24 protein-coding genes are annotated in these 24025 nt (G+C 71.1%); 10 read left to right on the top strand and 14 right to left on the bottom strand.

Annotated features, from left to right (window positions below):
- Positions 1-214: 214 nt before the first annotated feature.
- Positions 215-1072: a PHP domain-containing protein gene (locus tag ACZ4N5_RS04475; RefSeq protein ID WP_467755641.1), complete on the bottom strand. Its 858-nt coding sequence runs from the start codon at positions 1070-1072 to the stop codon at positions 215-217.
- A 413-nt stretch (positions 1073-1485) separates the two neighbouring features.
- A complete protein-coding gene (locus ACZ4N5_RS04470; RefSeq protein WP_365874511.1) occupies positions 1486-2127 on the bottom strand; it encodes a DUF6758 family protein in 642 nt (213 codons plus the stop codon).
- A gap of 163 nt (positions 2128-2290) precedes the next feature.
- On the opposite strand from ACZ4N5_RS04470, the gene ACZ4N5_RS04465 reads away from it, so the two are divergent.
- Positions 2291-3544, top strand: a complete 1254-nt coding sequence (locus ACZ4N5_RS04465) for an MFS transporter (protein WP_467755640.1) — start codon at positions 2291-2293, stop codon at positions 3542-3544.
- Positions 3545-3595: 51 nt separating this feature from the next.
- On the opposite strand, the gene ACZ4N5_RS04460 is transcribed toward ACZ4N5_RS04465, so the two are convergent.
- Positions 3596-4180 (bottom strand): suppressor of fused domain protein, encoded by a 585-nt coding sequence (locus ACZ4N5_RS04460; RefSeq protein WP_467755639.1) that lies wholly within the window; start codon positions 4178-4180, stop codon positions 3596-3598.
- 616 nt (positions 4181-4796) lie between these two features.
- Here ACZ4N5_RS04460 and ACZ4N5_RS04455 point away from each other — a divergent pair.
- Both ACZ4N5_RS04455 and ACZ4N5_RS04450 read left to right on the top strand, forming a co-directional pair.
- Positions 4797-5909, top strand: coding sequence for a magnesium and cobalt transport protein CorA (locus tag ACZ4N5_RS04455; RefSeq protein WP_467755638.1), 1113 nt, complete (start codon positions 4797-4799; stop codon positions 5907-5909).
- Positions 5910-5933: 24 nt separating this feature from the next.
- Complete coding sequence (locus ACZ4N5_RS04450) at positions 5934-6476, top strand: hypothetical protein (RefSeq protein ID WP_467755637.1); 543 nt, start codon at positions 5934-5936, stop codon at positions 6474-6476.
- Positions 6477-6509: 33 nt separating this feature from the next.
- Here ACZ4N5_RS04450 and ACZ4N5_RS04445 read toward each other — a convergent pair whose 3' ends face one another.
- Complete coding sequence (locus tag ACZ4N5_RS04445; RefSeq protein ID WP_467755636.1) at positions 6510-7268, bottom strand: hypothetical protein; 759 nt, start codon at positions 7266-7268, stop codon at positions 6510-6512.
- 187 nt (positions 7269-7455) lie between these two features.
- Between ACZ4N5_RS04445 and ACZ4N5_RS04440 the strand changes: the two genes are divergently transcribed.
- From ACZ4N5_RS04440 to ACZ4N5_RS04430, 3 genes are read left to right on the top strand one after another with little or no spacing between them, the layout of a single operon-like run.
- A complete protein-coding gene (locus ACZ4N5_RS04440) occupies positions 7456-8865 on the top strand; it encodes a magnesium transporter MgtE N-terminal domain-containing protein (protein WP_467755635.1) in 1410 nt (469 codons plus the stop codon).
- On the top strand, positions 8855-9451 hold the full coding sequence (locus ACZ4N5_RS04435) for a DUF1003 domain-containing protein (protein WP_467755634.1): 597 nt from the start codon (positions 8855-8857) through the stop codon (positions 9449-9451). Before ACZ4N5_RS04440 ends, ACZ4N5_RS04435 begins: the two co-directional genes overlap by 11 nt.
- A gap of 44 nt (positions 9452-9495) precedes the next feature.
- Positions 9496-10629 (top strand): Mrp/NBP35 family ATP-binding protein, encoded by a 1134-nt coding sequence (locus tag ACZ4N5_RS04430; RefSeq protein ID WP_467755633.1) that lies wholly within the window; start codon positions 9496-9498, stop codon positions 10627-10629.
- A 155-nt stretch (positions 10630-10784) separates the two neighbouring features.
- Here ACZ4N5_RS04430 and ACZ4N5_RS04425 read toward each other — a convergent pair whose 3' ends face one another.
- From ACZ4N5_RS04425 to sigE, 5 genes are all read right to left on the bottom strand, one after another.
- Positions 10785-11441, bottom strand: a complete 657-nt coding sequence (locus ACZ4N5_RS04425; protein WP_355844911.1) for a hypothetical protein — start codon at positions 11439-11441, stop codon at positions 10785-10787.
- Between the two features lie 304 nt (positions 11442-11745).
- On the bottom strand, positions 11746-12201 hold the full coding sequence (locus ACZ4N5_RS04420; RefSeq protein WP_467755632.1) for a sec-independent translocase: 456 nt from the start codon (positions 12199-12201) through the stop codon (positions 11746-11748).
- A gap of 220 nt (positions 12202-12421) precedes the next feature.
- Positions 12422-14440 (bottom strand): S1C family serine protease, encoded by a 2019-nt coding sequence (locus ACZ4N5_RS04415; RefSeq protein ID WP_467755631.1) that lies wholly within the window; start codon positions 14438-14440, stop codon positions 12422-12424.
- A gap of 139 nt (positions 14441-14579) precedes the next feature.
- Complete coding sequence (locus ACZ4N5_RS04410) at positions 14580-15527, bottom strand: anti-sigma factor family protein (RefSeq protein ID WP_467755630.1); 948 nt, start codon at positions 15525-15527, stop codon at positions 14580-14582.
- A complete protein-coding gene (gene sigE, locus ACZ4N5_RS04405) occupies positions 15524-16222 on the bottom strand; it encodes an RNA polymerase sigma factor SigE (protein WP_467755629.1) in 699 nt (232 codons plus the stop codon). The genes ACZ4N5_RS04410 and sigE overlap by 4 nt, the downstream gene beginning before the upstream one ends.
- Before the next feature lie 227 nt (positions 16223-16449).
- Between sigE and ACZ4N5_RS04400 the strand changes: the two genes are divergently transcribed.
- Positions 16450-17151 (top strand): O-methyltransferase, encoded by a 702-nt coding sequence (locus ACZ4N5_RS04400; protein WP_355845092.1) that lies wholly within the window; start codon positions 16450-16452, stop codon positions 17149-17151.
- A 180-nt stretch (positions 17152-17331) separates the two neighbouring features.
- On the opposite strand, the gene ACZ4N5_RS04395 is transcribed toward ACZ4N5_RS04400, so the two are convergent.
- Positions 17332-17499, bottom strand: a complete 168-nt coding sequence (locus ACZ4N5_RS04395) for a DUF3117 domain-containing protein (RefSeq protein WP_003966491.1) — start codon at positions 17497-17499, stop codon at positions 17332-17334.
- Positions 17500-17862: 363 nt separating this feature from the next.
- Between ACZ4N5_RS04395 and chcB the strand changes: the two genes are divergently transcribed.
- Positions 17863-18666, top strand: coding sequence for a 2-cyclohexenylcarbonyl CoA isomerase (gene chcB, locus ACZ4N5_RS04390; RefSeq protein WP_467755628.1), 804 nt, complete (start codon positions 17863-17865; stop codon positions 18664-18666).
- A gap of 117 nt (positions 18667-18783) precedes the next feature.
- Here the strand turns inward: chcB and ACZ4N5_RS04385 are convergent, their stop codons facing one another.
- Together ACZ4N5_RS04385 and ACZ4N5_RS04380 are read right to left on the bottom strand one after the other, a co-directional pair.
- Positions 18784-19365 carry a DNA-3-methyladenine glycosylase I gene (locus tag ACZ4N5_RS04385; RefSeq protein WP_467755627.1) on the bottom strand — a complete coding sequence of 194 codons (582 nt, stop codon included), beginning with the start codon at positions 19363-19365 and terminating at the stop codon, positions 18784-18786.
- Positions 19362-19712: a DivIVA domain-containing protein gene (locus ACZ4N5_RS04380; protein WP_467755626.1), complete on the bottom strand. Its 351-nt coding sequence runs from the start codon at positions 19710-19712 to the stop codon at positions 19362-19364. Before ACZ4N5_RS04380 ends, ACZ4N5_RS04385 begins: the two co-directional genes overlap by 4 nt.
- Before the next feature lie 173 nt (positions 19713-19885).
- On the opposite strand from ACZ4N5_RS04380, the gene folP reads away from it, so the two are divergent.
- Positions 19886-20746: a dihydropteroate synthase gene (gene folP, locus ACZ4N5_RS04375; RefSeq protein WP_467755625.1), complete on the top strand. Its 861-nt coding sequence runs from the start codon at positions 19886-19888 to the stop codon at positions 20744-20746.
- Between the two features lie 76 nt (positions 20747-20822).
- Here folP and ACZ4N5_RS04370 read toward each other — a convergent pair whose 3' ends face one another.
- On the bottom strand, positions 20823-21584 hold the full coding sequence (locus ACZ4N5_RS04370; protein ID WP_467755624.1) for an LOG family protein: 762 nt from the start codon (positions 21582-21584) through the stop codon (positions 20823-20825).
- A 149-nt stretch (positions 21585-21733) separates the two neighbouring features.
- Positions 21734-22813, bottom strand: a complete 1080-nt coding sequence (dapE, locus tag ACZ4N5_RS04365; protein ID WP_467755623.1) for a succinyl-diaminopimelate desuccinylase — start codon at positions 22811-22813, stop codon at positions 21734-21736.
- Between the two features lie 127 nt (positions 22814-22940).
- Here dapE and ACZ4N5_RS04360 point away from each other — a divergent pair, with 127 nt between their 5' ends.
- Positions 22941-23927: a VldE C-terminal domain-containing protein gene (locus ACZ4N5_RS04360; RefSeq protein ID WP_467755622.1), complete on the top strand. Its 987-nt coding sequence runs from the start codon at positions 22941-22943 to the stop codon at positions 23925-23927.
- Positions 23928-24025 lie beyond the last annotated feature (98 nt).

Genomic DNA, 24025 nt, shown 5'->3' with positions numbered 1-24025 from the left:
CAGGCGCCTTACGACACCGACCGGGTACGTACGGGCCTTACACACGACCTCATGACACCGCCCCGTCGGCCCCGCGCAGGCGCAGGCACAGCCGCAGCCGCAGTGGCAGTGGCAGTGGCAGGGCAGGGCAGGGCAGGGCAGTCACACGAAGACACAGAGGCACAGGTACAGGCACAGGTCTGACGGAACCGGCCCGGGTTGGAGCGTCCGGGGTTCAGGCTCCACCCGCGCCCGGTACCGGGAACGCCCCGGTGGCGCGGCGGGTGATCTCCCCGTAGACCTCGGGGTCGGTCGTGAACTCCCCGAGCACACAGGTCTTGCGGCTGCCGTGGTAGTCGGACGAGCCCGTGGTCAGCAGCCCCAGTTCGGAGGCCAGACCACGCAGCCGTGCCCGGGTGGCCGGCTCGTGGTCCATGTGGTCGACCTCGATGCCGTCGAGGCCCGCGGTGGCGAGTTCCGCGATCACCGACTCGGGCACGGTGCGGCCCCGCTTGGCGGCGGCCGGGTGCGCGAAGACGGTGACGCCCCCGGCCCCCTTGACCAGCCGGATCGCCTCGAACGGGTCCGTCTCGTGCTTGGGGACGTAGGCGCGGCCTCCGTCGGCGAGCCACTGCTCGGTGAAGGCGTCGTTGACACTGTCGACGACGCCCAGCTCGACCAGCGCGGAGGCGACGTGCGGGCGCCCGACAGATCCGTCGCCCGCGATGCGCGCCACCTGCTCCCAGGTGATCGGCACGCCGAGTTCCCGGAGCCTGGCGATCATGCCCTGGGCGCGCGGCACCCGGTCGTCCCGCACCAGTTCGCGCTCGGCGAGCAGTGTGGGCTCCTCGGGGTCGAAGAGGTAGGCCAGCATGTGCATGCTGATGCCGTCGATCCGGCAGGAGAGTTCGGCGCCGGTGACGAGAGTGAGCCCCTCGGGCAGTGCGGCGATCGCCTCGGCGTACCCGCGGGTGGAGTCGTGGTCGGTCAGCGCGACGACGTCCAGACCGGCGGCGGCAGCGTTGCGCACCAGCTCCGCCGGGGTGTCCGTACCGTCGGAGGCGGTGGAGTGGGCGTGCAGATCGATGCGCACTACGCGGACTCCTGGCTGTGACGGAACGGACGGGGACGCTCAAGGATAACGGGAATCCGGGACCCTCTTGTCACACCCGCACTGGCCGAGCACCCCCTACCGACCCCGCCGAAACCGGCAGCCGATCCACCGGGGAAGGCTCCGCGGAGCGCCACCGCGAGCGAGCGGTTCCGCGGGCGAGCGGTTCCGCAGGCGAGCGCTACCGCAGGCGATCGGTTCCGCGGGCGATCGGTTCCGCGGGACGATCAGAAGGCGAGCGCCGCCGCAAGCAAGTGGTTCCGCGGGGCGTTCCGCGAGCAAGCGCCGACGCAGACGAGCCGATCCGCGAGCAAGCGCCGACGCAGACGAGCCGTTCCGCAGAACGATCCGCGAGCCAGGGCTGCCGCAGACGAGCCGTGCCGTGCCGCCGAGCGCTAAGGCTCCAGGATGCGCGGCGACAACGCGCCGCACGGCAGCAGGTCCACCTCCGCGCCCGCGTCGCGCAGATCCGTCAGGACCAGTTCGTCGTACATCAGCAGTCCGGTCTGCTCGGGCCACACGACGGCCCACAGCCACAGCCCGCGCGCCTCGCCCGCGAAGACGGCACGGTCGTCGGGCGAACTGGAGACATGCCAGAGCGGGGTGGGCCGGCCCGCCGCGAGGACCTTCGCCTGAGGCGGTTTCTCGACACTCATGTACGGGCCGGGATCGGGTCCGTCCATGCCCGCGTACCGTGCGCCGAGGCCGACGCCCAGTTCCTCGGCGACCAGGATCAGCTCACCCATGCCGCCCAGCGGTCCGGGCCCCGAGCAGGCGATGGCGGTGGCCCTGCCTCCGCTGCGGTCGTCCCCCGCGAACGCCGCTCCGGTGAACAGCCAGCCGACGGGGAGCGGCCACGGCATCCACACCGGCACCCGGGCGCGGTGCACGACCACACCGAGGGCCTCGACGCTGGGCGGGATCACGGGCTGCAGCGGATGCACGGTGCCGTGCACATCGCACTGCCAGGAATCGGCAAAAAGGCCGGGAGCCCTGACCCGGCCACCACACTTCGGGCAACTGGGTTCGCCCCTCATAGGGCCCAACGGTCCTCTCCGTCGTTCGCCGCGTCAAGGACGATCACCCGTCCGGCGTGTGCCTGTCATGACAAAAATTACGTGCATCTTGCATTAATTAGCTCACCTAACTTATTGTGTGCATAAGACAACGATCCAGCTGGTGCACAGTGAAGGAGCGGGCATGATCAACAGCACGGGAGGCCCCGCCGAGGGCGACACGTTCGATGCCGGCGCGGGCGGCATCCTGCGCCAGCCGGGGGCCGTATGGGCGACCGCCGGGGCGTCCGTCGTCGCGTTCATGGGCATCGGGCTCGTCGACCCGATCCTGCCGTCCATCGCCCAGGGCCTCGACGCCACGGCCGGCCAGGTGTCCCTGCTCTTCACCTCGTACTTCCTGATCACCGCCGTCGCGATGCTGGTGACCGGCTTCGTCTCCAGCCGGATCGGCGGCCGCAAGACCCTGCTGCTCGGCCTCGCGCTCGTCGTGGTCTTCGCCGGACTCGCCGGCACCTCGGGATCGGTCGGCGAACTCGTCGGGTTCCGGGCCGGCTGGGGCCTCGGCAACGCGCTGTTCGTCTCCACCGCCCTCGCCGTCATCGTCGGCGCGGCGGCCGGCGGCAGCGCCGCGGCGATCCTGCTGTACGAGTCCGCGCTGGGCCTCGGCATGGCCTGCGGGCCCCTGCTGGGAGCCCTGCTCGGCAACGCCAGCTGGCGCTACCCGTTCTTCGGCACCGCGTTCCTGATGGCGATCGGCTTCCTGTGCATCACGGCGTTCCTGAAGGAGCAGCCGAAGCCCGCGCGCAAGACCTCACTGCTCGACCCGCTGCGCGCCCTCGGCCACGGCGGCCTCGCCTCCGCCGCGACGTCCGCGTTCTTCTACAACTACACGTTCTTCACCGTGCTGGCCTTCACCCCGTTCGTGCTGAACATGACGCCGTACAAGTCCGGCGCGGTTTTCTTCTGCTGGGGTGTACTGCTCGCGGTCTTCTCCGTGATCGTGGCGCCGCGCATGCAGGCGCGGTTCGGCTCACTGAAGGTGCTGGGCGGCTCCCTGGTGCTGCTCGCCGCCGACGTGCTCGTCCTCGGTTACGGCGACCACACCACCGCCGTCGTCTGCACGATCCTGTCCGGCGCCTTCATCGGCGTGAACAACACCGTCTACACGGAACTGGCCCTCGGGGTCTCCGACGCGCCGCGCCCGGTGGCGAGCGCGGGCTACAACTTCGTGCGCTGGTTCGCGGCCGCGGCGGCGCCGTACTTCGCCCCGAAGATCGAGGAGTGGAGCAACATCCGTGTCCCGTTCATGGTCGCCGCGGTCACCGCTCTGCTGGGCGCGGCGGTGGTCTACGTACGGCGCGACGCGCTCACGAAGGAGGCCGGGGAACTGGAGCCGGCCCACGCCGCCGAGGACAGCGTCAGCGTCTTCGCCAACTGATCGGCCAAGAGCTCGAATTGACGTGCTGTCAGATCCAGGCTCCGGAGTCGGTCAGTCCAGGGGAACGGACTTGCGCAGCGGATCGCGCAGGTCCGTTCCGCCGTTCAGCCAGCGCTCCTGGAGGGCGCCGGCGCCGTGAACCCGTTTCCAGGCGGCCTCGTTGGGTGTCATCGGGAGCAGCGGCAGGAAACGTACGGGATCGGCGGGCTCGTCCAGTTCCAGGTCCTCCACCAGGCCGCCGGACTCCGCGACCAGGACGGAGGTGAACGGCGCGCCGGGCCACAGGGGTTCACCCACGTCGAGCGAGGCGCCGGAGGCCACGACCAGACCCTCGACCTGGGGAGAGGCGGCGAGCACGGCGAGCGGGCGGAGCACCTTGTCGGTGTCGGTGCCGGCCGGGCGGACCGAGAGGATCAACTCGGCGCGCGGGCCCTTCACCGGATCGGCGAGCACGGCGGTGGGGTCCGCCATCGGCTGGGCGGACATGCCGAGGGTGGCGTAGCGGACGATGTCGCCCTCGGTGAAGCGCAGCACCTCGATGCGGTCGGTGCCCAGGAAGGTGACCGCGGCCCGCGCGTCGGGTTCGCCCAGCGCGGAGCGCAAACGGGCCTCGACCAGAGGAAGAACATCAGCCATGAACCGAGCATAGGCCGCGCCAATTGCGCCGGCGCGCACCGGACCCCGGTCAACAACGCGCAAAGCGGGGCCTTGACGTATCGGTGCGCTGATAGTCTTGGCCGCTGGTCGGAGCAGTGCGTGAGTGAAGGCCTCACCAGGCCCTCATGGCACTGCGGGAGTTGCTCCCGGGCTCCGACGCACTGAGACTGATCTGACTCCCCTTCGGAGGGAGACAGACTCCCCTTCGGGGGATGGATCGTCCCTCACGGGGGACCGACCGGAGGAGGTGGGGCTGCAATGGACCGAAGTCGACCGTGCAGTACCACCCGCTCTTCCGGTCGCTGAGTCCGTAGCTGGTTCCGCTGGGTTTTCAGCCCTGCCGGCTGCCGCCTCCCGCAATCGTGTGCATACGTGTCAGCGTTGCCCGGTGCACCACGGAAGAGCGCTTCGTTTCCGCCTGATCTGTCCGATCTGAACCCCTGATCTGTCTGATCTGAATCAGTAGCGAAGCTGCCACCGCGACGGTGCGGTGCTCCCCGCTTTGTGGACGTGCCAAACATCCGCAGTCAGGACGTCCCCATTCCGGGTAGTTCCAACCGTCGCCGGCCGCCTCCGTTGCGAAAAGGAGCCTGCCATGTCGATGATCCGTGACCTGCGCGCCGCGGTCCGCCCCCGCCCCTCGCTGCGCAAGGACAGTGGCACGTACGACACCACCCGTGACCCCGCCACCCCGTCGGCCGTGGTCGACTGCGCCGTCTACCGCGACGGTGCCCGTGTCGCGACGCGCTCGCCGCTCTCCCCGCAGGAGGCGATGCGCCAGGTGCGACGCGACGGCGGCTTCGTGTGGATCGGCCTGCATGAGCCCACCGAGGACGAATTCGCCGGTATCGCGCGGGAGTTCGGTCTGCACCCGCTGGCCGTGGAGGACGCCGTCCAGGCCCACCAGCGGCCCAAGCTGGAGCGCTACGACGACTCCCTCTTCACCGTCTTCAAGACCATCCACTACGTCGAGCACGACCGGCTGACGGCGACCAGCGAGATCGTCGAGACCGGCGAGGTCATGTGCTTCACCGGACGGGACTTCTTCATCACCGTCCGGCACGGCGGGCAGGGTTCGCTGCGCGCGTTGCGGCACCGGCTGCAGGACGACCCCGAGCTGCTCGCCAAGGGCCCCTCCGCGGTGCTGCACGCGATCGCCGACCATGTCGTCGACGGCTACATCGCGGTCGTGGACGCCGTGCAGGACGACATCGACGAGGTCGAGACCGAGGTGTTCTCGCCGGGCCGCAAGGGCACCCCGCGCGGCACGGACGCCGGCCAGATCTACCAGCTCAAGCGCGAGGTACTGGAGTTCAAGCGGGCGGTGTCGCCGCTGCTGCGCCCCATGCAGCTGCTGAGCGAGCGCCCGATGCGGCTCATCGACCCCGACATCCAGAAGTACTTCCGCGACGTCGCCGACCACCTCGCCCGTGTGCAGGAGCAGGTCCTCGGCTTCGACGAACTGCTCAACTCGATCCTCCAGGCCAACCTCGCGCAGGCCTCCGTCGCGCAGAACGAGGACATGCGCAAGATCACTTCGTGGGCCGCGATCGTCGCCGTACCGACGATGGTCTGTGGTGTGTACGGCATGAACTTCAAGTACATGCCCGAGCTGCACTGGCGCTACGGCTACCCCGTGGTCATGGGTGTCACGGTCGGGCTCTGCCTCTCGATCCACCGCATCCTGAAGCGCAACGGCTGGCTGTAGTACGGGCTGGATACCCTTGGCCCCATGAAGCAAGAGCTGCTCGACCAGGCCCTCGTCGAGGAGGCCACCAAGAAGTCCGGGCTGATCTGGGTGCGCGGCACCGGCGTGCCGACGCCCGCCGGTCCGAACCACGAGGTGCCCGCCCAGGCGCTGTGGCACGTGTGGCACGACGGCGCGGCCTGCGTGGTCGGCGACGGGCCCGGCGAGCAGCCGCTGCCGGGGCTGATCGACGGGGGCGACGCGGTCGTCACCGTACGCAGCAAGGACAAGGGCGGACGGCTTGTGTCCTGGTCCGCCACCGTCGTGGAGCTCGCCGAGAACACCCCGAAGTGGGAGGCGGCCGTCGGGGAGCTCAAGGGCAAACGGCTGAACGCCCCCGACGGCGAGGCCATGCCGGAGCGCTGGGCGCGCGAGTGCCGGGTGCTGCGCCTGGAACCGACGGGCGCGACCGCCGAACTGCCCGAGGGGTCGCTCGCCGAACGGCCGCTGCCGACCTCGGCGACGACCCGTCGGCCGATTCCGGCGGCGCTGCCCCGCCTGCTCTTGAAGCGGCGCAAGCGCGGCTAGAAGGCTGTCCAGCCGGTCGGAGGCCGCGCGGGGTTACGACGAGGGCAGCTGCCGCCCGTAGTCGACCGTGTCCTTCTTGGACGGCTCCGCCAGCGGGAAGTCCTTGCCCCACTCGGTCAGACGGAGGGTGCCCGCGTTGCCCGCGCGCCCCAGCAGGAGCGGATAAGGGGTGCCCTCCAGGGACACGTCCAGGGTGCCGCCCGAGCCCTTGTCGCCGGTGATGCGGATGGTGCGGACGCCGGACTGGTCGTGGTGACCGCCCTTGGCGAGGGCGCCGTGCAGACTGAGCAGCCCGTCGAGCAGGACGTCCTTGTCGGTGAAGCCACTGAACCGCTTGTACGCGGGGTCGCCGGTCGGCACCTTCACGTACATGCCCTCCAGCTTGTCCGCCGCGGCGGTGTCCGCCGACTTGCCGCCGCTCTTGGCGTCCTGATGGGCCCAGAAGTCGCCGTCGGCCTTGAGGAAGAGGTGCTCACCGACCCGCAGCAGCCGGAAACTGGCCCCCTTCGAGGTGACCGAGCCGCTGCCGCCGTCGGACTTGAGGCGCATATCGAGGGTGAACGTGGTCCCGTTGGAGACGACCGTCCCGGAGAGCCGCACGGTCGGCGCGGTCTCGGCGGCCTTCTTCGTCTTCGCCTGGATGGCGGCGGCGGACAGCTTGCCGACCCCGTTCGTGCCCGCGTCCGGATCCCCGCTGCCACACCCCGTCAGTCCCGTCCCTGTCACGGCCAGTGCGCACATCGCGGCCATCGTGACGGCTCTGCGGGTACGGCCCTGGGGAATTGCAGTCACAGGTGGGGCTGCCTTTCGTGCGCGGTCCTCAAACGGCGTACGGCAGCGTACCGGTGCGGGAGGCCCCCCACGGAGGCAGTCCGTCCGGACCGCCCACCAGGGCGTACCCGACCGGGACGGGCTAGCCTGAAGCCCACCCGAGCGGACAGAACGGCATATAACGCTTCGAAGCGAAGGAGGCGCTGGCATGGCCGCAGCCGCCCCCCGGATCTTCGTCTCGCACCTGGCCGGCGTCGCCGTCTTCGACCCGAACGGCGATCAGGTGGGCCGCGTGCGGGATCTCGTCGCCATGCTGCGCGTCGGACGGCGCTCGCCCCGCATGCTCGGCCTCGTCGTCGAACTGTCCACGCGCCGCCGGATCTTCCTGCCCATGACCCGGGTGACCGGCATCGAGTCCGGCCAGGTCATCACGACCGGCGTCCTGAACGTGCGCCGCTTCGAGCAGCGGCCCACCGAACGGCTCGTCTTCGGCGAACTGCTCGACCGCCTCGTGACCCTCGTCGAGACGGGCGAGGAGGTGACGGTCCTGGACGTGTCGATCCAGCAGCTGCCGGCCCGCAGGGAGTGGGAGATCGGCCGGGTCTTCGTACGCAAGGGGCGCAGCGGGGCCTTCCGGCGCACCAAGGGCGAGACGATGACGGTCGACTGGTCCTCCGTCACCGGGTTCTCCCTGGAGGAGCACGGACAGGGCGCTGAGAGCCTGCTCGCCACCTTCGAGCAGCTGCGCCCGGCCGACCTGGCGAACGTGCTGCACCACTTGTCGCCGAAGCGGCGCGGCGAGGTGGCCGCCGCGCTCGACGACGACCGTCTCGCCGACGTCCTCGAAGAGCTGCCCGAGGACGACCAGATCGAGATCCTCGGCAAGCTCAAGGAGGAGCGCGCGGCCGACGTCCTGGAGGCGATGGACCCCGACGACGCGGCCGACCTGCTCGCCGAACTGCCCACCGAGGACGTGGAGCGGCTGCTGACGCTGATGCGGCCCGGCGAGGCGGCGGACGTCCGGCGGCTGATGGCGTACGCGGAACGGACGGCGGGCGGGCTCATGACCACCGAGCCCATCGTGCTGCGGCCCGACGCGACCGTAGCCGACGCGCTCGCCCGGGTGCGCAACCCCGACCTCTCCCCCGCGCTCGCCGCCCAGGTGTACGTCTGCCGCCCGCCGGACGAGACGCCGACGGGCAAGTACCTGGGGGCGGTGCACTTCCAGCGGCTGCTGCGCGATCCGCCGTTCACCCTGGTCGGCTCGCTCGTCGACGACGACCTCCAGCCGCTGGCCCCCGAGGACGAGCTGCCCGTGGTCGCCGGGTTCTTCGCGACGTACGACATGGTGGCGGCCCCCGTCGTCGACGAGAGCGGCTCGCTGCTCGGGGCGGTGACCGTGGACGACGTACTGGACCACATGCTGCCCGAGGACTGGCGGGAGACGGAGTTCCACCTCGACGAGGGCGTGCACGAGAGCATGCACGAGGAGAGCCACGCCGGCCGCGACAGCCACGAGGACGGCCGTGGGGGCGTCCCTGAGGACGGCCACGGCCACGAGGACGTCCGCCCGGAGCCGGACGGCCCGCTCGGCGGGGAGGGACGCCATGGCGCCTGAGCGTGAGGCCCGTGAGCGGACCGCCACGGGGGCGACGGCGGCCCCCCGGCCGCGTATCCGGCTCGACCAGCCGAAGCCGCCGCGGCGCAGACTGCTGCCCGAGTGGGACCCGGAGGCCTTCGGCCGGTTCTCGGAACGCATCGCCCGCTTCCTCGGCACCGGACGGTTCCTCGTCTGGATGACGGTCGTCATCATCATGTGGGTGGTCTGGAACGTCTTCGCGCCGGGCGGCCTGCGTTTCGACAACTACCCGTTCATCTTCCTGACCCTGATGCTGTCGCTCCAGGCCTCCTACGCGGCCCCCCTGATCCTGCTCGCGCAGAACCGGCAGGACGACCGCGACCGGGTCAACCTCGAACAGGACCGCAAGCAGAACGAGCGCTCCATCGCCGACACCGAATATCTCACCCGCGAGATCGCCACCCTGCGCATGGGCCTCGGCGAGGTCGCCACCCGCGACTGGATCCGCAACGAGCTCCAGGACCTGGTCAAGGAGCTGGAGGACCGGTATCCCGACGGTCACGGGGACGACCGGGTCGTATTCCCGGCGGAACGGTCGCACGGACGTGACGTAGACGACCGGTGACGGGGCTTTCCGGGGCCCATGGGGAGCGCCGTACCATCGTCCCTATGGCTACGGAAGACGCGGTGCGTGAAGCACTGGCGACGGTGAACGACCCCGAGATCAACCGACCCATCACCGAACTGGGGATGGTCAAATCGGTGGGGATCGGTGCGGATGGCGTGGTCGCGGTCGCCGTGTACCTGACGGTCTCCGGCTGCCCGATGCGCGACACGATCACCCAGCGGGTGACGGAGGCGGTCTCGCGGGTCGAGGGCGTCACCGGTGTCGACGTCGAGCTCGACGTGATGAGCGACGAACAGCGCCGCGAGCTGGCGACGGCGCTGAAGGGCGGCACGGCCGAGCGCGAGGTGCCGTTCGCCAAGCCCGGCTCGCTCACCCGCGTGTACGCGGTCGCCTCCGGCAAGGGCGGCGTCGGCAAGTCCTCGGTCACCGTGAACCTGGCGGCGGCGATGGCCGCCGACGGACTCAAGGTCGGTGTCGTCGACGCCGACATCTACGGCCACTCGGTACCGCGCATGCTCGGCGTGGACGGTCGGCCGACCCAGGTCGAGAACATGATCATGCCGCCGTCCGCGCACGGCGTGAAGGTCATCTCCATCGGCATGTTCACCCCGGGCAACGCACCGGTGGTCTGGCGCGGCCCGATGCTGCACCGCGCCCTCCAGCAGTTCCTGGCGGACGTGTACTGGGGCGACCTGGACGTCCTGCTCCTCGACCTGCCGCCGGGCACGGGCGACATCGCGATCTCCGTCGCCCAGCTCGTCCCGAACGCCGAGATCCTGGTCGTCACGACCCCGCAGCAGGCCGCGGCCGAGGTGGCCGAGCGGGCCGGCTCCATCGCCGTGCAGACCCACCAGAAGATCGTGGGCGTCGTCGAGAACATGTCGGGGCTGCCCTGCCCGCACTGCGACGAGATGGTCGACGTGTTCGGCACCGGTGGCGGCCAGTCGGTCGCCGACGGCCTGACCCGCACCACCGGCGCCACCGTCCCGGTCCTCGGCTCCATCCCGATCGACGTCCGCCTCCGCGAGGGCGGCGACGAGGGCAAGCCGGTGGTCCTGACCGACCCCGACTCCCCCGCCGGCTCGGCCCTGCGTGCCATCGCGGGCAAGCTGGGCGGCCGTCAGCGCGGCCTGTCGGGCATGTCGCTGGGAATCACCCCGCGCAACAAGTTCTAGGACTTCCCGCACGAAGCTCCAGCACCGTCGTCACGAAGGAGGGGGCGCCGTCCACACGGACGGCGCCCCCTTCCTCGTAGCGACTGTGAGGGCCTCGCAACGGAGCCGGGCCCCCTGTCCGCTACCAGGGCCTGTAGCGGCTGCCAGGGGCTTTCCTAGGCGTATGCCGCGATGTCCTTGATCATCGCGAAGCCCAGCCCGTACGCGCTCATTCCCCGCCCGTACGCGCCCACGTGGACGCCTTCCTGGGTGGAACCCGCGAGGACCCAGCCGAACTCGGACTCGCGGTAGTGGAAGGTCGTGGGGACGCCGTCCACGGGGAGGGACAGGGTGGACCAGTCCGGACCGTCCAGGTCGTCGGCCAGCACCCACGCGGTCTCGGTCTGCTGGTCCAGCCAGTCGTCGCGCAGGGTGTGGTCCATCTGGCCGGGCCAGGTGAAGGACAGCAGTCCCACACCGGCCAGCCACGCCGCCGAGGACACCGAGGTGGCCTCCAGCAGTCCTGTGCCGTCGGCGCTGCGCCGTACCGGACTGGCGGCGACGGTGACCACCACCGCGAACCGCTCCTTGTCCTCGCCCGGCTCGGGGCGCACCGAGGGTTCGTCCCCGTGCCCGATCGAACCGTGCTCGACGGCGCCGTCCGCCGAGGTACCCACCTGCATCAGCCAGTGCGGCCCCGTGAAGGCCTCGTCGAGGCCGTACCAAGGGAAGGGCGCCAGCAGGTAGCCGTCGACCGTACGCCGGGCGGAGGGGACCTGTTGTCCGCCCTCCGCAGCCGGCGCCTGCGCGCCTACCCGACTTGTCGTCTCCATCTGCCGGACGCCTCCTCGCTCTCGTCGGACCGGGTGGCCCGCCCCCCTCGGGCGTCCTTGTCGGTCCGCACAACAACTGGGCAGCATAGCCACACCGCTTCGAGCAGCGGCGAAAGCGCCCGGCGCGTAAGGCGTGTGAACGGCGTATTCGGACCGCGCGGGGCATGTTCGCGGCCTGCGGACGAACACGTTCTCGGGCCGGACCCGCCCGGCCGGGGCCAGGGCTGTCCGGCCCGCGAGGGTCGTGGACGCCCGGTCGCGCACGGCTCCTGCCGCGGCCGGCCGTCGCGGTACTCCGTACGGCTCAGGTGGCGTCGGCGTCGTAGGGCGGGTGCTCGTCGGCGTCGAGCTTCTCGCGCTTCTTCGTCATGTCGACGGAACCGCCGGCCGTGCCGTTGGAGGACCCGGTGGACCCGGAGGAGTCCGCGGACTCGGACTCGCGGCCGTGCACCACGTCCGTGACCTCGGCCATCTCCTTCTTCAGGTCGAATCCGTTACGGATCTCCTTGAGCCCCAGCTCGTCATTGTCCAGCTGCTTGCGTATGAACGTCTTGGGGTTGAGGTCCTCGAACTCGAAGTCCTTGAACTCCGGGCCGAGTTCATCGCGGATGTCCGCCTTGGCGCTCTCCGAGAACTCACGGATCTTGCGAATTGTGCGCGTGACGTCCTGAATCATCTTCGGGAGCTTGTCGGGACCGAAGACGAGCACGGCCAGGACGACCAGCGTCACCAGCTCAAGCGGTCCTACGTCATTGAACACCTGATAGCTCCTTGCGATGTCCTCGGTCCACGGCCCTCGGGAGTCTTCCGTGGTCCGGGCCGGGTCCAACGGTACCCGGCGTTCCTGTCCGTCCGGAACTGTCCCGGGGCTTCCGACTTCATCTACACCACTGGTTTTCCATGATGTTTGCCGTCCGGAGCTGCGACATCACGCTCGACTGTGAGTTTCGTGTCACTCGCGGGCCGAGGCCCGCGGGCTCTCAGTCGCCGTCCGCCGAACCGAGGACCAGGGTGACCGTCCTCTGCGTGCCGCCCCGCCGGACGGTCAGCCGGAGCCGGTCGCCGGGCCGGTGGGCACGGGTCTTCACGATGAGTTCCTCGCCGGAGTGGATCCGCCCGCCGTCGACCTCGGTGATGACGTCGCCCGCTCTGATGCCCGCCTTCGCGCCGGGACCGCCGGAGGTGACGGGCGGACCGCCCCCGGCGGCCTTGGTGCCGACCCGTGCGCCGTCACCCGCGTAGTTCATGTCGAGCGTGACACCGATCACGGGGTGGGTGGCCCTGCCGGTGTTGATGAGCTCCTCGGCGACGCGCTTGGCCTGGTTGACGGGGATGGCGAAGCCGAGCCCGATGGAACCGGCCTGACCGGTTTCCGGGTCGGAGCCGCTGTCGGCGGAGCGGATGGCGCTGTTGATCCCGATGACGCGGGCCCGGGAGTCGAGCAGGGGCCCGCCCGAGTTGCCGGGGTTGATCGGCGCGTCCGTCTGGAGCGCGTCCACGTACGAGACGTCGGTGCCGTCGCCCTTCTCGCCGCCCGCCGTGATGGGCCGTTCCTTGGCGCTGATGATCCCGGAGGTGACGGTGTTGGCGAGGTCGAAGGGCGCGCCGATGGCGACGACGGGGTCGCCGACCTGGACGCTGTCCGAGTTGCCCAGCGGCATCGGAGCGAGACCGTGGACTCCCGAGACCTTGACCACGGCGAGGTCGTAGCCGCTGTCGTGGCCGACGACCTCGGCCTTCGCGGTCTCGCCGCCGCTGAAGGTCACGGATATCGTGCCGCCGGCGCCGGCCGGTTCGATCACGTGGTTGTTCGTGAGGATGTGGCCCTCGCCGTCGAGCACGAATCCGGTGCCGGTGCCCTCCTCCTCGCTCCCGCGCACATGCAGGGTGACGACGCTGGGCAGCGCGTGCGCCGCGATCCCGGCCACGCTGTCCGGGGCGCGCCCCGGGGCCTCCTTGGCGGCCTGCGGCAGCTCGATGTCCGTCAGCCCCCCGTTCCGCTCCAGATACGCCCCTACGGCACCGCCCACGCCCCCGGACACGAGCGCGAGCGCGACGGCCCCGAGCACCAGGGCCTTCCGCGCCCTCTTGCGCCGCTCCGCCACGGTGGGCACGGCGACCCCGTTCTGCTGAAGGGGGCCGTTCTGCGGGAGGGACCCGGGCCTGGCCCAGGGGTCGTAGTTCTGCCAGGGGTCGGGCTCAGCGGGCTCGGCCGGGGCGGGTGAGGCGGCGAGGCCGACAGGAGGCTGGGACACCGGGGAAATCGGGGCCATCGGGTTCGGAGATCCGGAGAGTTCCGGTCCATGGGGCAGGGCGTCGAAGGGCGCGCCGCCCTGGGCCGGGATTCCGCCTGCGAGGGGCGTTCCGTGGGCGGGGACTCCCCCTTCCGCGAAGCGCGTCCCGTGGACCGGGGTGGCCGCCTCGGCCTGAGAACGCGGCGCGTGCGAGCCATGCGTCTGCGAGCCCGGCGCGTGCGGGCCCTGCGTGTGCGGGCCCTCCGTGTGCGAGCCCTGCGCGTGCGAGCCCTGCGCCTGTGCGGCTGTCGGGTGCTGGACCGGCGGGGCGGGCGCCCACGGGCCCGGGCCGCCGTAGGGCGGGGTGCCGTAGGGGTCGGGGTCGTGCAGGGCCTTGGGGCGCCGGGGAGCGGGCCGCTCCAGCTCGAAGTCCCCGTCCCCGTCACCGGGGCCCTCGGCATCCGCGTGAACGGCGGCGGGGAAGACGGTCCTGGGGTCGGTGGAGGTCCCTGCTTTTGTCGGGCCGGGGAGGCCCGCGGGCCGGTCCAGCTCGTAGTCGCCCCCGGTGTCGCCCTCGCGGGCCCTTGCCGGGTGCGCCTGGGCCTCGGGCCCGCTCGGCTCCGCACCGGCCCCCGCGCTCTCCGCGAGGGCGGCGGGGTGCGGGGATTCCGGTTCCGTGAGGTGAGTTTGCGCGGTGTCCGCCGCCGTGCCCTGGGGCCGGGGTCGGCTCCACCACTTCGCCTTCGTGGGCCTGCCCTCGTTCATGCTCTCCCCACACCTGGCCCGCGGCACGACTCGCCGACGGTCACCACAGACTTGTCGACTCCGCGCCCGTGATCCCTCCCGCGGACGCGGCCCACCCCGGATTCAACCAGGTTCACGGGCCGACGAGCAGAGGGCGGGGTCAGTGAACGCTACGAGGGGTGGGGGACGAGGAGGAAGAGGGAGACGGTGTGACGGCGGGGGCGGCGAGCAGCCCCGGAGCCGGAGACAGCGCGAGCGGCTGGGCGTTGGTGAGCGGACGTATGAGCGGGGACATCGCGGCGGCACCGGCGACCACCGGTGTCGTCAGCGTGCGCACGGCGTCCTGACGACGGTCCGCCGGAGCGGGAACTCCGGGCAGCAGTGGTGCGGACACCGCGGTCGGCACCACCGGACCATTGCCGAGCGCCCGCTCGCCCTGGGCGAGCGCCGGTCCGGCGGACCGGCGGCGCTGCGACTCGGGAGTCGTGGCGGCCTCCGTGCCCTGGGAACGGGACGGCGTCACATTGCTTCCGGCGCCGGCCCCTCCGCGCGCGTCCGGGGTGTCTCCGGGCACTCCGGTGGACACTCCGCCGAGCGCGACCGCGGCCAGCGACACCGCGCCCGCCGCGGCGAAGGCGAACCGCAGCCCGCGCGAGGACGACCGCTCGGCCTCGTGACGGGTGACGTCATGGATACGGAAGCCGCGCCCCGGAGCGGGGGGCAGCACATCGGCATGCGGTCCGGCAGGCATGTACCCGAAGGGTTCGCCCCGCATCCCGAGGACGCCGGGCAGGCCGGAGCCGGTGGAGCCGCCGGGAAGTCTTCCGCCGCCGAAGCCTCCTCCGCCCAGCCGCGAACTGTCGGAGTCGCCTCCTGCGGGAAGTCCCTGGAGTCGGGCCAGGAAACTTTCGGAGGGGGGTGGCGGAGCCATTTCCGCGAAGACGTTCTTCAGTCGGCGCTGGGCGTCGGCCTCGGCCTTGCACTTCGCGCAGGTGGCGAGGTGGGCCAGGACGCGGTCGCGCGACTCATGACCGAGCTCTCCGTCCACCAGGGCGGAAAGTCGGTCCCCGAGGTGCTGCTCGGCAGGGGTGGGACGGGTTCCACTCACGCGGTCGCGCCCCCTCCCCCCAGCACGGGCACACGGGCCGCGAACGAGCGTCGCTCGGCGCGGGCCTCGGGAGACCGGTGTGCCAGGGCCTTGCGCAGCTGGGAGCGGCCGCGGTGGATCCGGGAGCGGACCGTGCCGAGCTTGACGCCCAGGGTCGCGGCGATCTCCTCGTAGGACAGTCCCTCGATGTCGCAGAGGACGACGGCGGCGCGGAACTCGGGCGCGAGGGTGTCCAGCGCCTGCTGGACGTCGGCGTCGAAGTGCGCGTCGTTGAAGACCTGCTGCGGGGAGGGCTCACGGCTGGGCAGCCGCTCGGCCGCGTCGTCGCCGAGGGCGTCGAAGCGGATGCGCTGCTTGCGCCGCACCATGTCGAGGAAGAGGTTCGTGGTGATGCGGTGGAGCCAGCCCTCGAAGGTGCCGGGCGTGTAGGTCGACAGCGAGCGGAAGACACGGACGAAGACTTCTTGAGTGAGGTCCTCGGCGTCGTGCTGGTTGCCCGTGAGGCGATAGGCCAGACGGTAGACGCGACCGCTGTGGGTGCTGACGATCTCCTCCCAAGTGGGCGGAGTCCACGCCTGCGACTCCGCGTCGGTGGTGAACGTCGCGGTCTGCGCCGGGGCAGCAACGTGGAGCTGGTCAGCGTTGTCGGTCACGGATTTCGGCTCACCCGCTGATCTGAGTAGGCGCCGGAGCACCCCTCCCCGATCCACAGGCGCAGCCGCACCTCCCCTGTCGGCTCTGGTGGTGTCCAGTGGAGCCCCTACCATAGCCACCTCGCCCGTTAGCTCCGGATAAGCGGTTTTACGAGAATTTGATACGGGCTCATATGGGCGCGTCGGCGCCTGCCCGCGGCCCCGCTCCGTGTACCGATCCATCGACTTCCCCCCGCCAGGTTTCCCCACCCCTCTAAACGCCCGGTCCCATCCGCAGGTTCCCGGCACCAACGGATACAGTCACGCCCAGGCAATCACGGGGACAGGAGAGGGTCATTACCGGCAACCGGCAGACGAGCTGGGCGGCGTTCGCCGACGCCTTTGTCGCCGAGGACGAGGCGCTTCGCTGGGCCCGGGACCGGGCTCACGAGGCCGGCCTGCGCTCGGTGTCGCCCGGCACGGGCGCCGCGCTGCGCCTGCTCGCCGGCACCCTCGACGCGAAGGCGGTCGCCGAGATCGGTACCGGGACCGGCGTCTCCGGAATTCATCTTCTGCACGGCATGCGGCCGGACGGGGTACTGACCACGGTGGATCCGGAGCCGGAGCGCCAGCAGTTCGCCCGCCAGGCCTTCCGCGCCGCCGGTTTCGCCAGCAATCGCGCGCGCTTCATCCCGGGCCGCGCACTGGACGTCCTGCCCCGTCTCGCGGACGCCGGCTACGACCTCGTGTTCTGCGACGGCGACCGCCTGGAGAGCCTGGACTACCTCGCTGAATCGTTGCGCCTGCTGCGTCCGGGCGGGCTCGTCGCGTTCGAGGGCGTCTTCGCGGACGGCCGCACCGTGGACTCGGGACCGCAGCCGGTGGAAGTGAGCCGGCTGCGCGAACTGCTGCGCGCGGTGCGCGAGAGCCAGGAGCTCGTGCCGTCGCTGCTGCCGGTGGGCGACGGCCTGCTGTGCGCGGTCAAGCGCTGACCCGGCTGCCCGATCCGCTGCCCGGCCCGTTTCCCGCCAGACCCCTCTGACCAGCCCATATGCCCCCGCCAGTCGCTGTCGACCGAGCGGCGCGGCAGTCCCGTACGCCGGAAAAAAACGGCTTCCCCGGCACCAGGTTCAGTGCCGGGGAAGCCGAAGAGGTATGGGTCGCGTTCCGCGTCAGCCGACGACCTTCTTGAGGGCGTCGCCGAGCGCGTCGGCCTCGTCAGGGGTCAGCTCGACGACGAGCCGACCGCCGCCTTCGAGCGGAACGCGCATGACGATGCCCCGCCCCTCCTTGGTCACCTCGAGCGGGCCATCGCCCGTCCGCGGCTTCATGGCCGCCATGCTCGTTCCCCTTCCTGAAACCAGCTCATCGTCGCCGACGGCCCCCTCGGAGGGCACGCACGTCCCCTCATAGGACACACGTCACCGGCATCGAACACATTGCTTCCAGGCCATTATCCCGCATCTCAGGACCCGATGACCAACATCAGTCGGCATCGCTTGCGCAACGCGCTTGAGCAAAACCACTCAATTCGGCGATGTGGCTGCGATACTGCGCCGCCGCATGGACTTCCACGGCCCGGAATTCTTTGATGCAGGTCACATGTACGCCCCGCGCCGCCGCCGCTGATCTCCGCCATGCTGTCATCGGACACAGGACGTACCGGCCGGTACGACGAGCCGCGACCCCGGAAGGGACCCACCATGGCCGACACCGTGCTCTACGAGGTGAGCGACGGACTCGCGACGATCACGCTGAACCGCCCCGAGGCGATGAACGCGATGAACACCGAGACCAAGGTCGCCTTCCGGGACGCGGCGCAGGCGGCCGCCGCGGACGACGCCGTACGGGCGATCCTGCTGACCGCCGCCGGTGACCGGGCGTTCTGCGTCGGGCAGGACCTCAAGGAGCACATCGGGCTGCTGGCCGCCGACAAGCAGTCGGGGTCGGGCCGGACCATGAGCACCGTGCGCGAGCACTACAACCCCATCGTGCGGGCCCTGACCGGCGCCGCGAAGCCCGTGGTGGCCGGGGTCAACGGCGTCGCGGCCGGGGCCGGGTTCGGTTTCGCGCTCGCCGCGGACTATCGCGTCGTCGCCGACACGGCCGCCTTCAACACGTCCTTCGCCGGTGTCGCGCTGACCGCCGACTCCGGGGTCTCCTGGACGCTGCCCCGGGTCATCGGCCCGAGCCGCGCCGCCGATCTGCTGCTCTTCCCGCGCAGCATCGGCGCGCAGGAGGCGTACGAGCTGGGCATCGCGAACCGGCTGGTTCCGGCCGGTGAGCTGCACGCCGAGGCGGAGAAGGTGGCGCGGGCACTGGCCTCGGGACCGACGCTGGCGTACGCCGCGCTGAAGGAGTCCCTCGCGTTCGGGCTCACCCACTCGCTGGACGAGACCCTGGAGAAGGAGGACGAGCTCCAGGCACGGGCCGGCGCGTCCGAGGACCACACCATCGCGGTCCAGGCGTTCGTCAACAAGGAGAAGCCGAAGTACCTGGGGCGCTGACGGACCGGGAGGGGCGCCGCGGGCCGCCCGCGGCCTCGCGGCGCCCCTCCCGGGATCTCGCCCGTCCTCGTACGTCTCGTGGCCCGTGGCGCCGCTCTCCGCGTCCCCGAAGGGGCGTCACGCGGCGTCGCGCACCGCGCAGTCCGCCAGGTGGTCGTTCACCAGGCCGCACGCCTGCATCAGGGCGTACGCCGTCGTCGGGCCCACGAAGCGGATACCGCGCTTTTTGAGGGCCTTGGACAGGGCTGTCGACTCGTCGGTGACGGCCGGTACGTCGGAGAGCTTCTCCGGGGCCGGACGGGAGGCGGGGTCCGGGGCGAAGGACCAGATCAGCTCGTCCAGCTCGCCCGGGGCCCAGTCGGCCAGCACGCGCGCGTTGGCGACGGTCGACCGGATCTTGGCGCCGTTGCGGATGATCCCCGGATCGGCGAGCAGTCGCTCCTCGTCGGCCTCCGTGAACGTCGCGACCCGGGCGATCTCGAAGTCCGCGAAAGCGGCCCGGAAGCCGGACCTGCGGCGCAGGATGGTGATCCAGGACAGCCCCGACTGGAACGCCTCCAGGCACAGCCGCTCGTAGAGGGCGTCGTCGCCGTGGACCGCCCGGCCCCACTCCTCGTCGTGATACGCCACGTAGTCCTCGGTGGACAGCGCCCAGGGGCAGCGCAGCGCCCCGTCGGGGCCGGCGAGCGCGTCGCTCACTGCTCGTCCTCCGGGTGCTTGCGCAGCGAGGTGGTGTGGCTCGCCGCGCGGGCGCCCGCGAGCGCGGCCTCCAGGTCGGCGATCCGGGCGTCCCGCTCGCCGATCTCGGCGCCCAGACGGCCGAGTGCGTCGTCGACGTCCGCCATGCGGTAACCGCGCACGGTGACGGCGAAGCGCAGCGCGTCCACGTCACCCTTGTGCACCGGACGGTCGTGCGGCAGCGGATCGCGCAGCCGCTCGGGCTCGGCGTCGGGAAGGGGGGTGCTCTCGCCGCCGCCCACCACGGACAGGGTGACCGCGGCGACCACGACGGCGAGAGCGACGACCAGGAAGAAGAACATGAACATCGCTGAGGTCCCCACGCTCTGGTGCCGGCGCGGGTCGCGTCGGCGCGAAAGTACTGGTGCTGACGAAAGCAGTCTGACGATGGAAGTGTCAGGCTCCGATCGTGCCATGCGAGTCTGACAGTTAAGGTCGCAGGCGGCTTATCAGTGCGACTTACCGGGAGAGGTCACAGGGGATGCTCAGGCTGGGCAGGCGCGAATTCGACGCGCACGAGCCGGTGATCATGGCGATCGTGAACCGGACCCCGGACTCCTTCTACGACCAAGGAGCCACCTTCCGCGACGAGCCCGCCCTCGCGCGCGTGGAGCAGGCGGTGTCCGAGGGCGCCGCCATCATCGACATCGGCGGGGTCAAGGCCGGCCCCGGCGAGGAGGTCACCGCCGAGGAGGAGGCGCGCCGTACGGTCGGCTTCGTCGCCGAGGTGCGCCGCCGCTTCCCGGACGTGATCATCAGCGTCGACACCTGGCGGCACGAGGTCGGCGAGGCGGTCTGCGAGGCCGGCGCCGATCTCCTCAACGACGCCTGGGGCGGGGTCGATCCGCGGCTGGCCGAGGTGGCCGCCCGGTACCGGGTCGGGCTCGTGTGCACGCACGCCGGGGAGTCCGAGCCGCGGACGCGTCCGCACCGGGTCACGTACGACGACGTGATGGCCGACATCCTGCGGGTCACGCTCGGCCTGGCGGAGCGCGCGGTCGCCCTCGGGGTGCCCCGCGAGTCGGTGCTCATCGACCCCGGACACGACTTCGGGAAGAACACCCGGCACAGTCTGGAGGCGACACGGCGGCTCGGAGAGATGGTGTCCACCGGGTGGCCGGTTCTCGTCTCCCTCTCCAACAAGGACTTCGTGGGCGAGACGCTCGACAAGCCGGTCAAGGAACGGGTCGTCGGAACGCTGGCGACGACCGCCGTCTCGGCCTGGCTGGGGGCACAGGTGTACCGCGTCCACGAGGTCGCGGAGACGCGTCAGGTGCTGGACATGGTGACGTCCATCGCCGGGCACCGGCCGCCGTCGGTGGCCCGGCGCGGGCTGGCGTAGGACGGCCGAGGGGCACGGGAGGGGCCGACTCCGCAGCCCGCTCCGTGCCCCTCGGCCCGTAGAACCGTCGAAGCCCCTAGCGGGGGCCCGCCTCCTTCGACACCAGCGCCACCGCTTCGTCCACCTCGTCGGTCAGGTGGAACAGCATCAGGTCCTTCTCCGACGCCTTGCCCTGGGCGATGAGGGTGTTCTTGAGCCAGTCGACCAGGCCGCCCCAGTACTGCGTGCCGAACAGCACGATGGGGAAGCGGGTGACCTTCTGGGTCTGGACCAGGGTGAGCGCCTCGAAGAATTCGTCGAGGGTGCCGAGACCGCCGGGCAGGACCACGAATCCCTGCGCGTATTTGACGAACATCATCTTCCGGACGAAGAAGTACCGGAAGTTCAGGCCGATGTCGACGTACTGGTTCAGACCCTGTTCGAAGGGGAGCTCGATACCGAGGCCGACGGAGATGCCCTTCGCCTCGCAGGCACCCTTGTTGGCGGCCTCCATGGCACCCGGTCCACCGCCGGTGATCACCGCGAACCCGGCTTCGACCAGGCCCCGGCCGAGGGCGACGCCCGCCTCGTACTCGGGCGAGTCCACCGGTGTGCGGGCCGAACCGAACACACTGATCGCGGGCGGGAGTTCGGCCAGCGTGCCGAAGCCTTCGATGAACTCGGACTGGATGCGCAGAACACGCCAGGGATCGGTGTGCACCCAGTCGGAGGGGCCGCCCGCGTCCAGCAGCCGCTGGTCCGTGGTGCTCGCCTGGACCTGATCCCGCCTGCGCAGCACCGGGCCGAGCCGCTGCTCCTCAGGTGGCCGCTTCTTTCCCCTCGGGTCGCCAGTAGCCATGTCCACTCCCTCCGCGTACGGATCTCCCCCGCGCCGGCCGGGACCGGGGCGGGGGAAGGTCGTTCCGCCCCAGCGTAGATCTCCGCTGGTTACGGCGGGGGGACGTCGGCATGTCCGCCATGAACCGCCGGCCGGTACGCCGGTACGCCTCAGGCGGTGAGCCAGTCGCGCAGCCGCTGCTCGCCCGCGAGGATCCTGGCCGTCTCCACCCGTTCGTCCCGCTTGTGCGCCAGGTGGGGATTGCCGGGGCCGTAGTTGACCGCCGGGATGCCGAGACCGCTGAAGCGGGAGACGTCCGTCCAGCCGTACTTGGGCTGCGGGGTGCCCCCCACCGCCTCGATGAACGCGGCGGCGGCCGGGTGGGAGAGGCCGGGGAGGGCGGCACCGCTGTGGTCGTCGATCACGAACTCGGCCACACCGCAGTCGGCGAAGACCTCGCGGACGTGCTCGATCGCCTCCTCCTCGGTGCGGTCGGGCGCGTAGCGGAAGTTGACGGTGACGACGCACTCGTCGGGGATCACATTGCCGGCGACACCGCCCGAGATGCCCACCGCGTTCAGACCCTCGCGGTACTCCAGGCCGTCGATCACCGGGTAGCGCGGCTCGTACGCTGCCAGCACGGCCAGGATCGGCGAGGCCGCGTGGATCGCGTTCGAGCCCATCCAGCTGCGGGCGGAGTGAGCGCGTTCGCCCTTGGTCTTCAGCAGCACCCGCAGCGTGCCCTGGCAGCCGCCCTCGACCTGCCCGTCGGAGGGCTCCAGGAGGACCGCGAAGTCGCCCTGCAGCCAATCGGGGTGGGCCTCGGCCACGTGCTTCAGCCCGTTCAGATGGGCCGCGACCTCTTCGTTGTCGTAGAAGACGAAGGTGAGGTCCCGGTTGGGTTCGGGGACGGTGGCCGCGATACGGAGCTGGACCGCGACGCCCGACTTCATGTCGCAGGTGCCGCAGCCCCACAGCACGCCGTTCTCGTCGAGGCGGGAGGGCACGTTGCCGGCGATCGGCACGGTGTCGATGTGACCGGCCAGGACGACCCGCTCGGCGCGGCCCAGGTTCGTGCGGGCCACGACGTTGTTGCCGTGCCGGTCGACCGTCAGATGCGGCATGGCGCGCAGGGCGGCCTCGACGGCGTCCGCGAGCGGCTTCTCGTTGCCGCTCTCCGAGGGGAAGTCGACGAGCTGCGCGGTGAGCTCGGCTGCGTCCAGGGTGAGGTCAAGCGGGATGTCGGCCATGGCGTCGACCCTAGCGCGCCCGGCCGAGGGGCCCGAAAACAGCCGGATGCGGTCGTATCCACCGGCCGCGCTGCGGTTGTCCACAGCCCCACAGATCGCCGACAGCGGTCTCCGTTACCTTGTACGCGTGTCTGAGCCGTCCCCCACTCCTGTCCGGCGCCGTCGTCGCCTCCTTCGCTTCGGAGGGGCCCTCGTGGTCCTGTTCGCGATCGCGGGCTATCTCGGCGTGCAGTACCTCACGGGCGGCGTGGGCGCGCCGCGGTGCAAGGTCGTCTCCGGCAACGGCGACGGCGCGTCGTACGAGTTCGCACCCGAGCAGGCGGTGAACGCGGCGACGATCTCGGCGATCGGCACCTCCCGCGGAATGCCCGAGCGCGCGGTGGCCATCGCCCTCGCGACGGCGCTCCAGGAGTCGGGGCTGCGCAACATCCAGCACGGCGACCGGGACTCCCTCGGTCTGTTCCAGCAGCGGCCGTCGCAGGGCTGGGGCACACGGAAGCAGATCATGGACCCGACGTACGCGGCGGGCGTCTTCTACGAGCATCTGGCCAAGGTGCCCGGCTACTCGCGGCTGCCGCTCACCGTCGCCGCGCAGCGGGTGCAGCACAGCGGCTTTCCGCAGGCGTACGCGAAGCACGAGCCGGACGCCACGCTGCTCGCCGCCGCCCTGACCGGCCGCGCGGCAGCCACGCTGACCTGCCAGGGGCGCCCGGCCGCGACTCCGGCGGGCGGCCCGGCGCCGGTGCGGGCCGCGCTCGCGCGGGACTTCGGGCGCGATGTGCTCCAGGAGGCGGGTGCCACCGTGGGCGCCGAGGGTTCCTCGGCGTCGCCGACACCGTCCGCCCCGGCCACCCCTGCCTCTCCGGAGTCCGCCGACCGGACCGTGACGGTCCCCGTGCGCGAGGAGTCCACCGCCGGGACCGGCGTGCTCCGGCGCGGCTGGGAGCTGGCGCACTGGGCGGTGGCCAACTCCTCGGCCCTGCACATCGAGCGGGTGTCGTACGCGGGGCGCGAGTGGACCGCGGGAACCTCGGAGGGCTCGTGGCACACGGCCGACGACAAGGGCGGTCGGGCGGCGAAGACGGCCGAGGTCCGGATCGTGACCGGGCAGTAGTACGGGCCCTCACCCGTTGGGAGGACGCGGCCGCGGCGGGCCGCCGATGTGCGCGCGCTTTCGGGTACTCACTCCGTCGTCCGGGGAAATCCCTTGAG

The sequence above is a fragment of the Streptomyces sp. NPDC026500 genome, from assembly GCF_055567635.1.
The sequence above is the reverse complement of the archived record's forward strand: the minus strand, read 5'-3'. Positions and strand labels throughout refer to the sequence as shown.

What these genes read in the sequence shown, in the direction of transcription:
- ACZ4N5_RS04415 (WP_467755631.1), bottom strand. Translation starts at nt 14,440, where the DNA reads ATGAACGAGGGCAGGCCCACGAAGGCGAAGTGGTGGAGCCGACCCCGG.
- chcB (WP_467755628.1), top strand. Translation starts at nt 17,863, where the DNA reads ATGGCCGACACCGTGCTCTACGAGGTGAGCGACGGACTCGCGACGATC.
- ACZ4N5_RS04425 (WP_355844911.1), bottom strand. Translation starts at nt 11,441, where the DNA reads ATGGAGACGACAAGTCGGGTAGGCGCGCAGGCGCCGGCTGCGGAGGGC.
- ACZ4N5_RS04470 (WP_365874511.1), bottom strand. Translation starts at nt 2,127, where the DNA reads ATGAGGGGCGAACCCAGTTGCCCGAAGTGTGGTGGCCGGGTCAGGGCT.
- ACZ4N5_RS04460 (WP_467755639.1), bottom strand. Translation starts at nt 4,180, where the DNA reads ATGGCTGATGTTCTTCCTCTGGTCGAGGCCCGTTTGCGCTCCGCGCTG.
- ACZ4N5_RS04395 (WP_003966491.1), bottom strand. Translation starts at nt 17,499, where the DNA reads ATGGCGGCCATGAAGCCGCGGACGGGCGATGGCCCGCTCGAGGTGACC.
- ACZ4N5_RS04370 (WP_467755624.1), bottom strand. Translation starts at nt 21,584, where the DNA reads ATGGCTACTGGCGACCCGAGGGGAAAGAAGCGGCCACCTGAGGAGCAG.
- ACZ4N5_RS04380 (WP_467755626.1), bottom strand. Translation starts at nt 19,712, where the DNA reads ATGTTCATGTTCTTCTTCCTGGTCGTCGCTCTCGCCGTCGTGGTCGCC.
- ACZ4N5_RS04450 (WP_467755637.1), top strand. Translation starts at nt 5,934, where the DNA reads ATGAAGCAAGAGCTGCTCGACCAGGCCCTCGTCGAGGAGGCCACCAAG.
- ACZ4N5_RS04455 (WP_467755638.1), top strand. Translation starts at nt 4,797, where the DNA reads ATGTCGATGATCCGTGACCTGCGCGCCGCGGTCCGCCCCCGCCCCTCG.
- ACZ4N5_RS04465 (WP_467755640.1), top strand. Translation starts at nt 2,291, where the DNA reads ATGATCAACAGCACGGGAGGCCCCGCCGAGGGCGACACGTTCGATGCC.
- ACZ4N5_RS04430 (WP_467755633.1), top strand. Translation starts at nt 9,496, where the DNA reads ATGGCTACGGAAGACGCGGTGCGTGAAGCACTGGCGACGGTGAACGAC.
- ACZ4N5_RS04440 (WP_467755635.1), top strand. Translation starts at nt 7,456, where the DNA reads ATGGCCGCAGCCGCCCCCCGGATCTTCGTCTCGCACCTGGCCGGCGTC.
- ACZ4N5_RS04435 (WP_467755634.1), top strand. Translation starts at nt 8,855, where the DNA reads ATGGCGCCTGAGCGTGAGGCCCGTGAGCGGACCGCCACGGGGGCGACG.
- dapE (WP_467755623.1), bottom strand. Translation starts at nt 22,813, where the DNA reads ATGGCCGACATCCCGCTTGACCTCACCCTGGACGCAGCCGAGCTCACC.
- folP (WP_467755625.1), top strand. Translation starts at nt 19,886, where the DNA reads ATGCTCAGGCTGGGCAGGCGCGAATTCGACGCGCACGAGCCGGTGATC.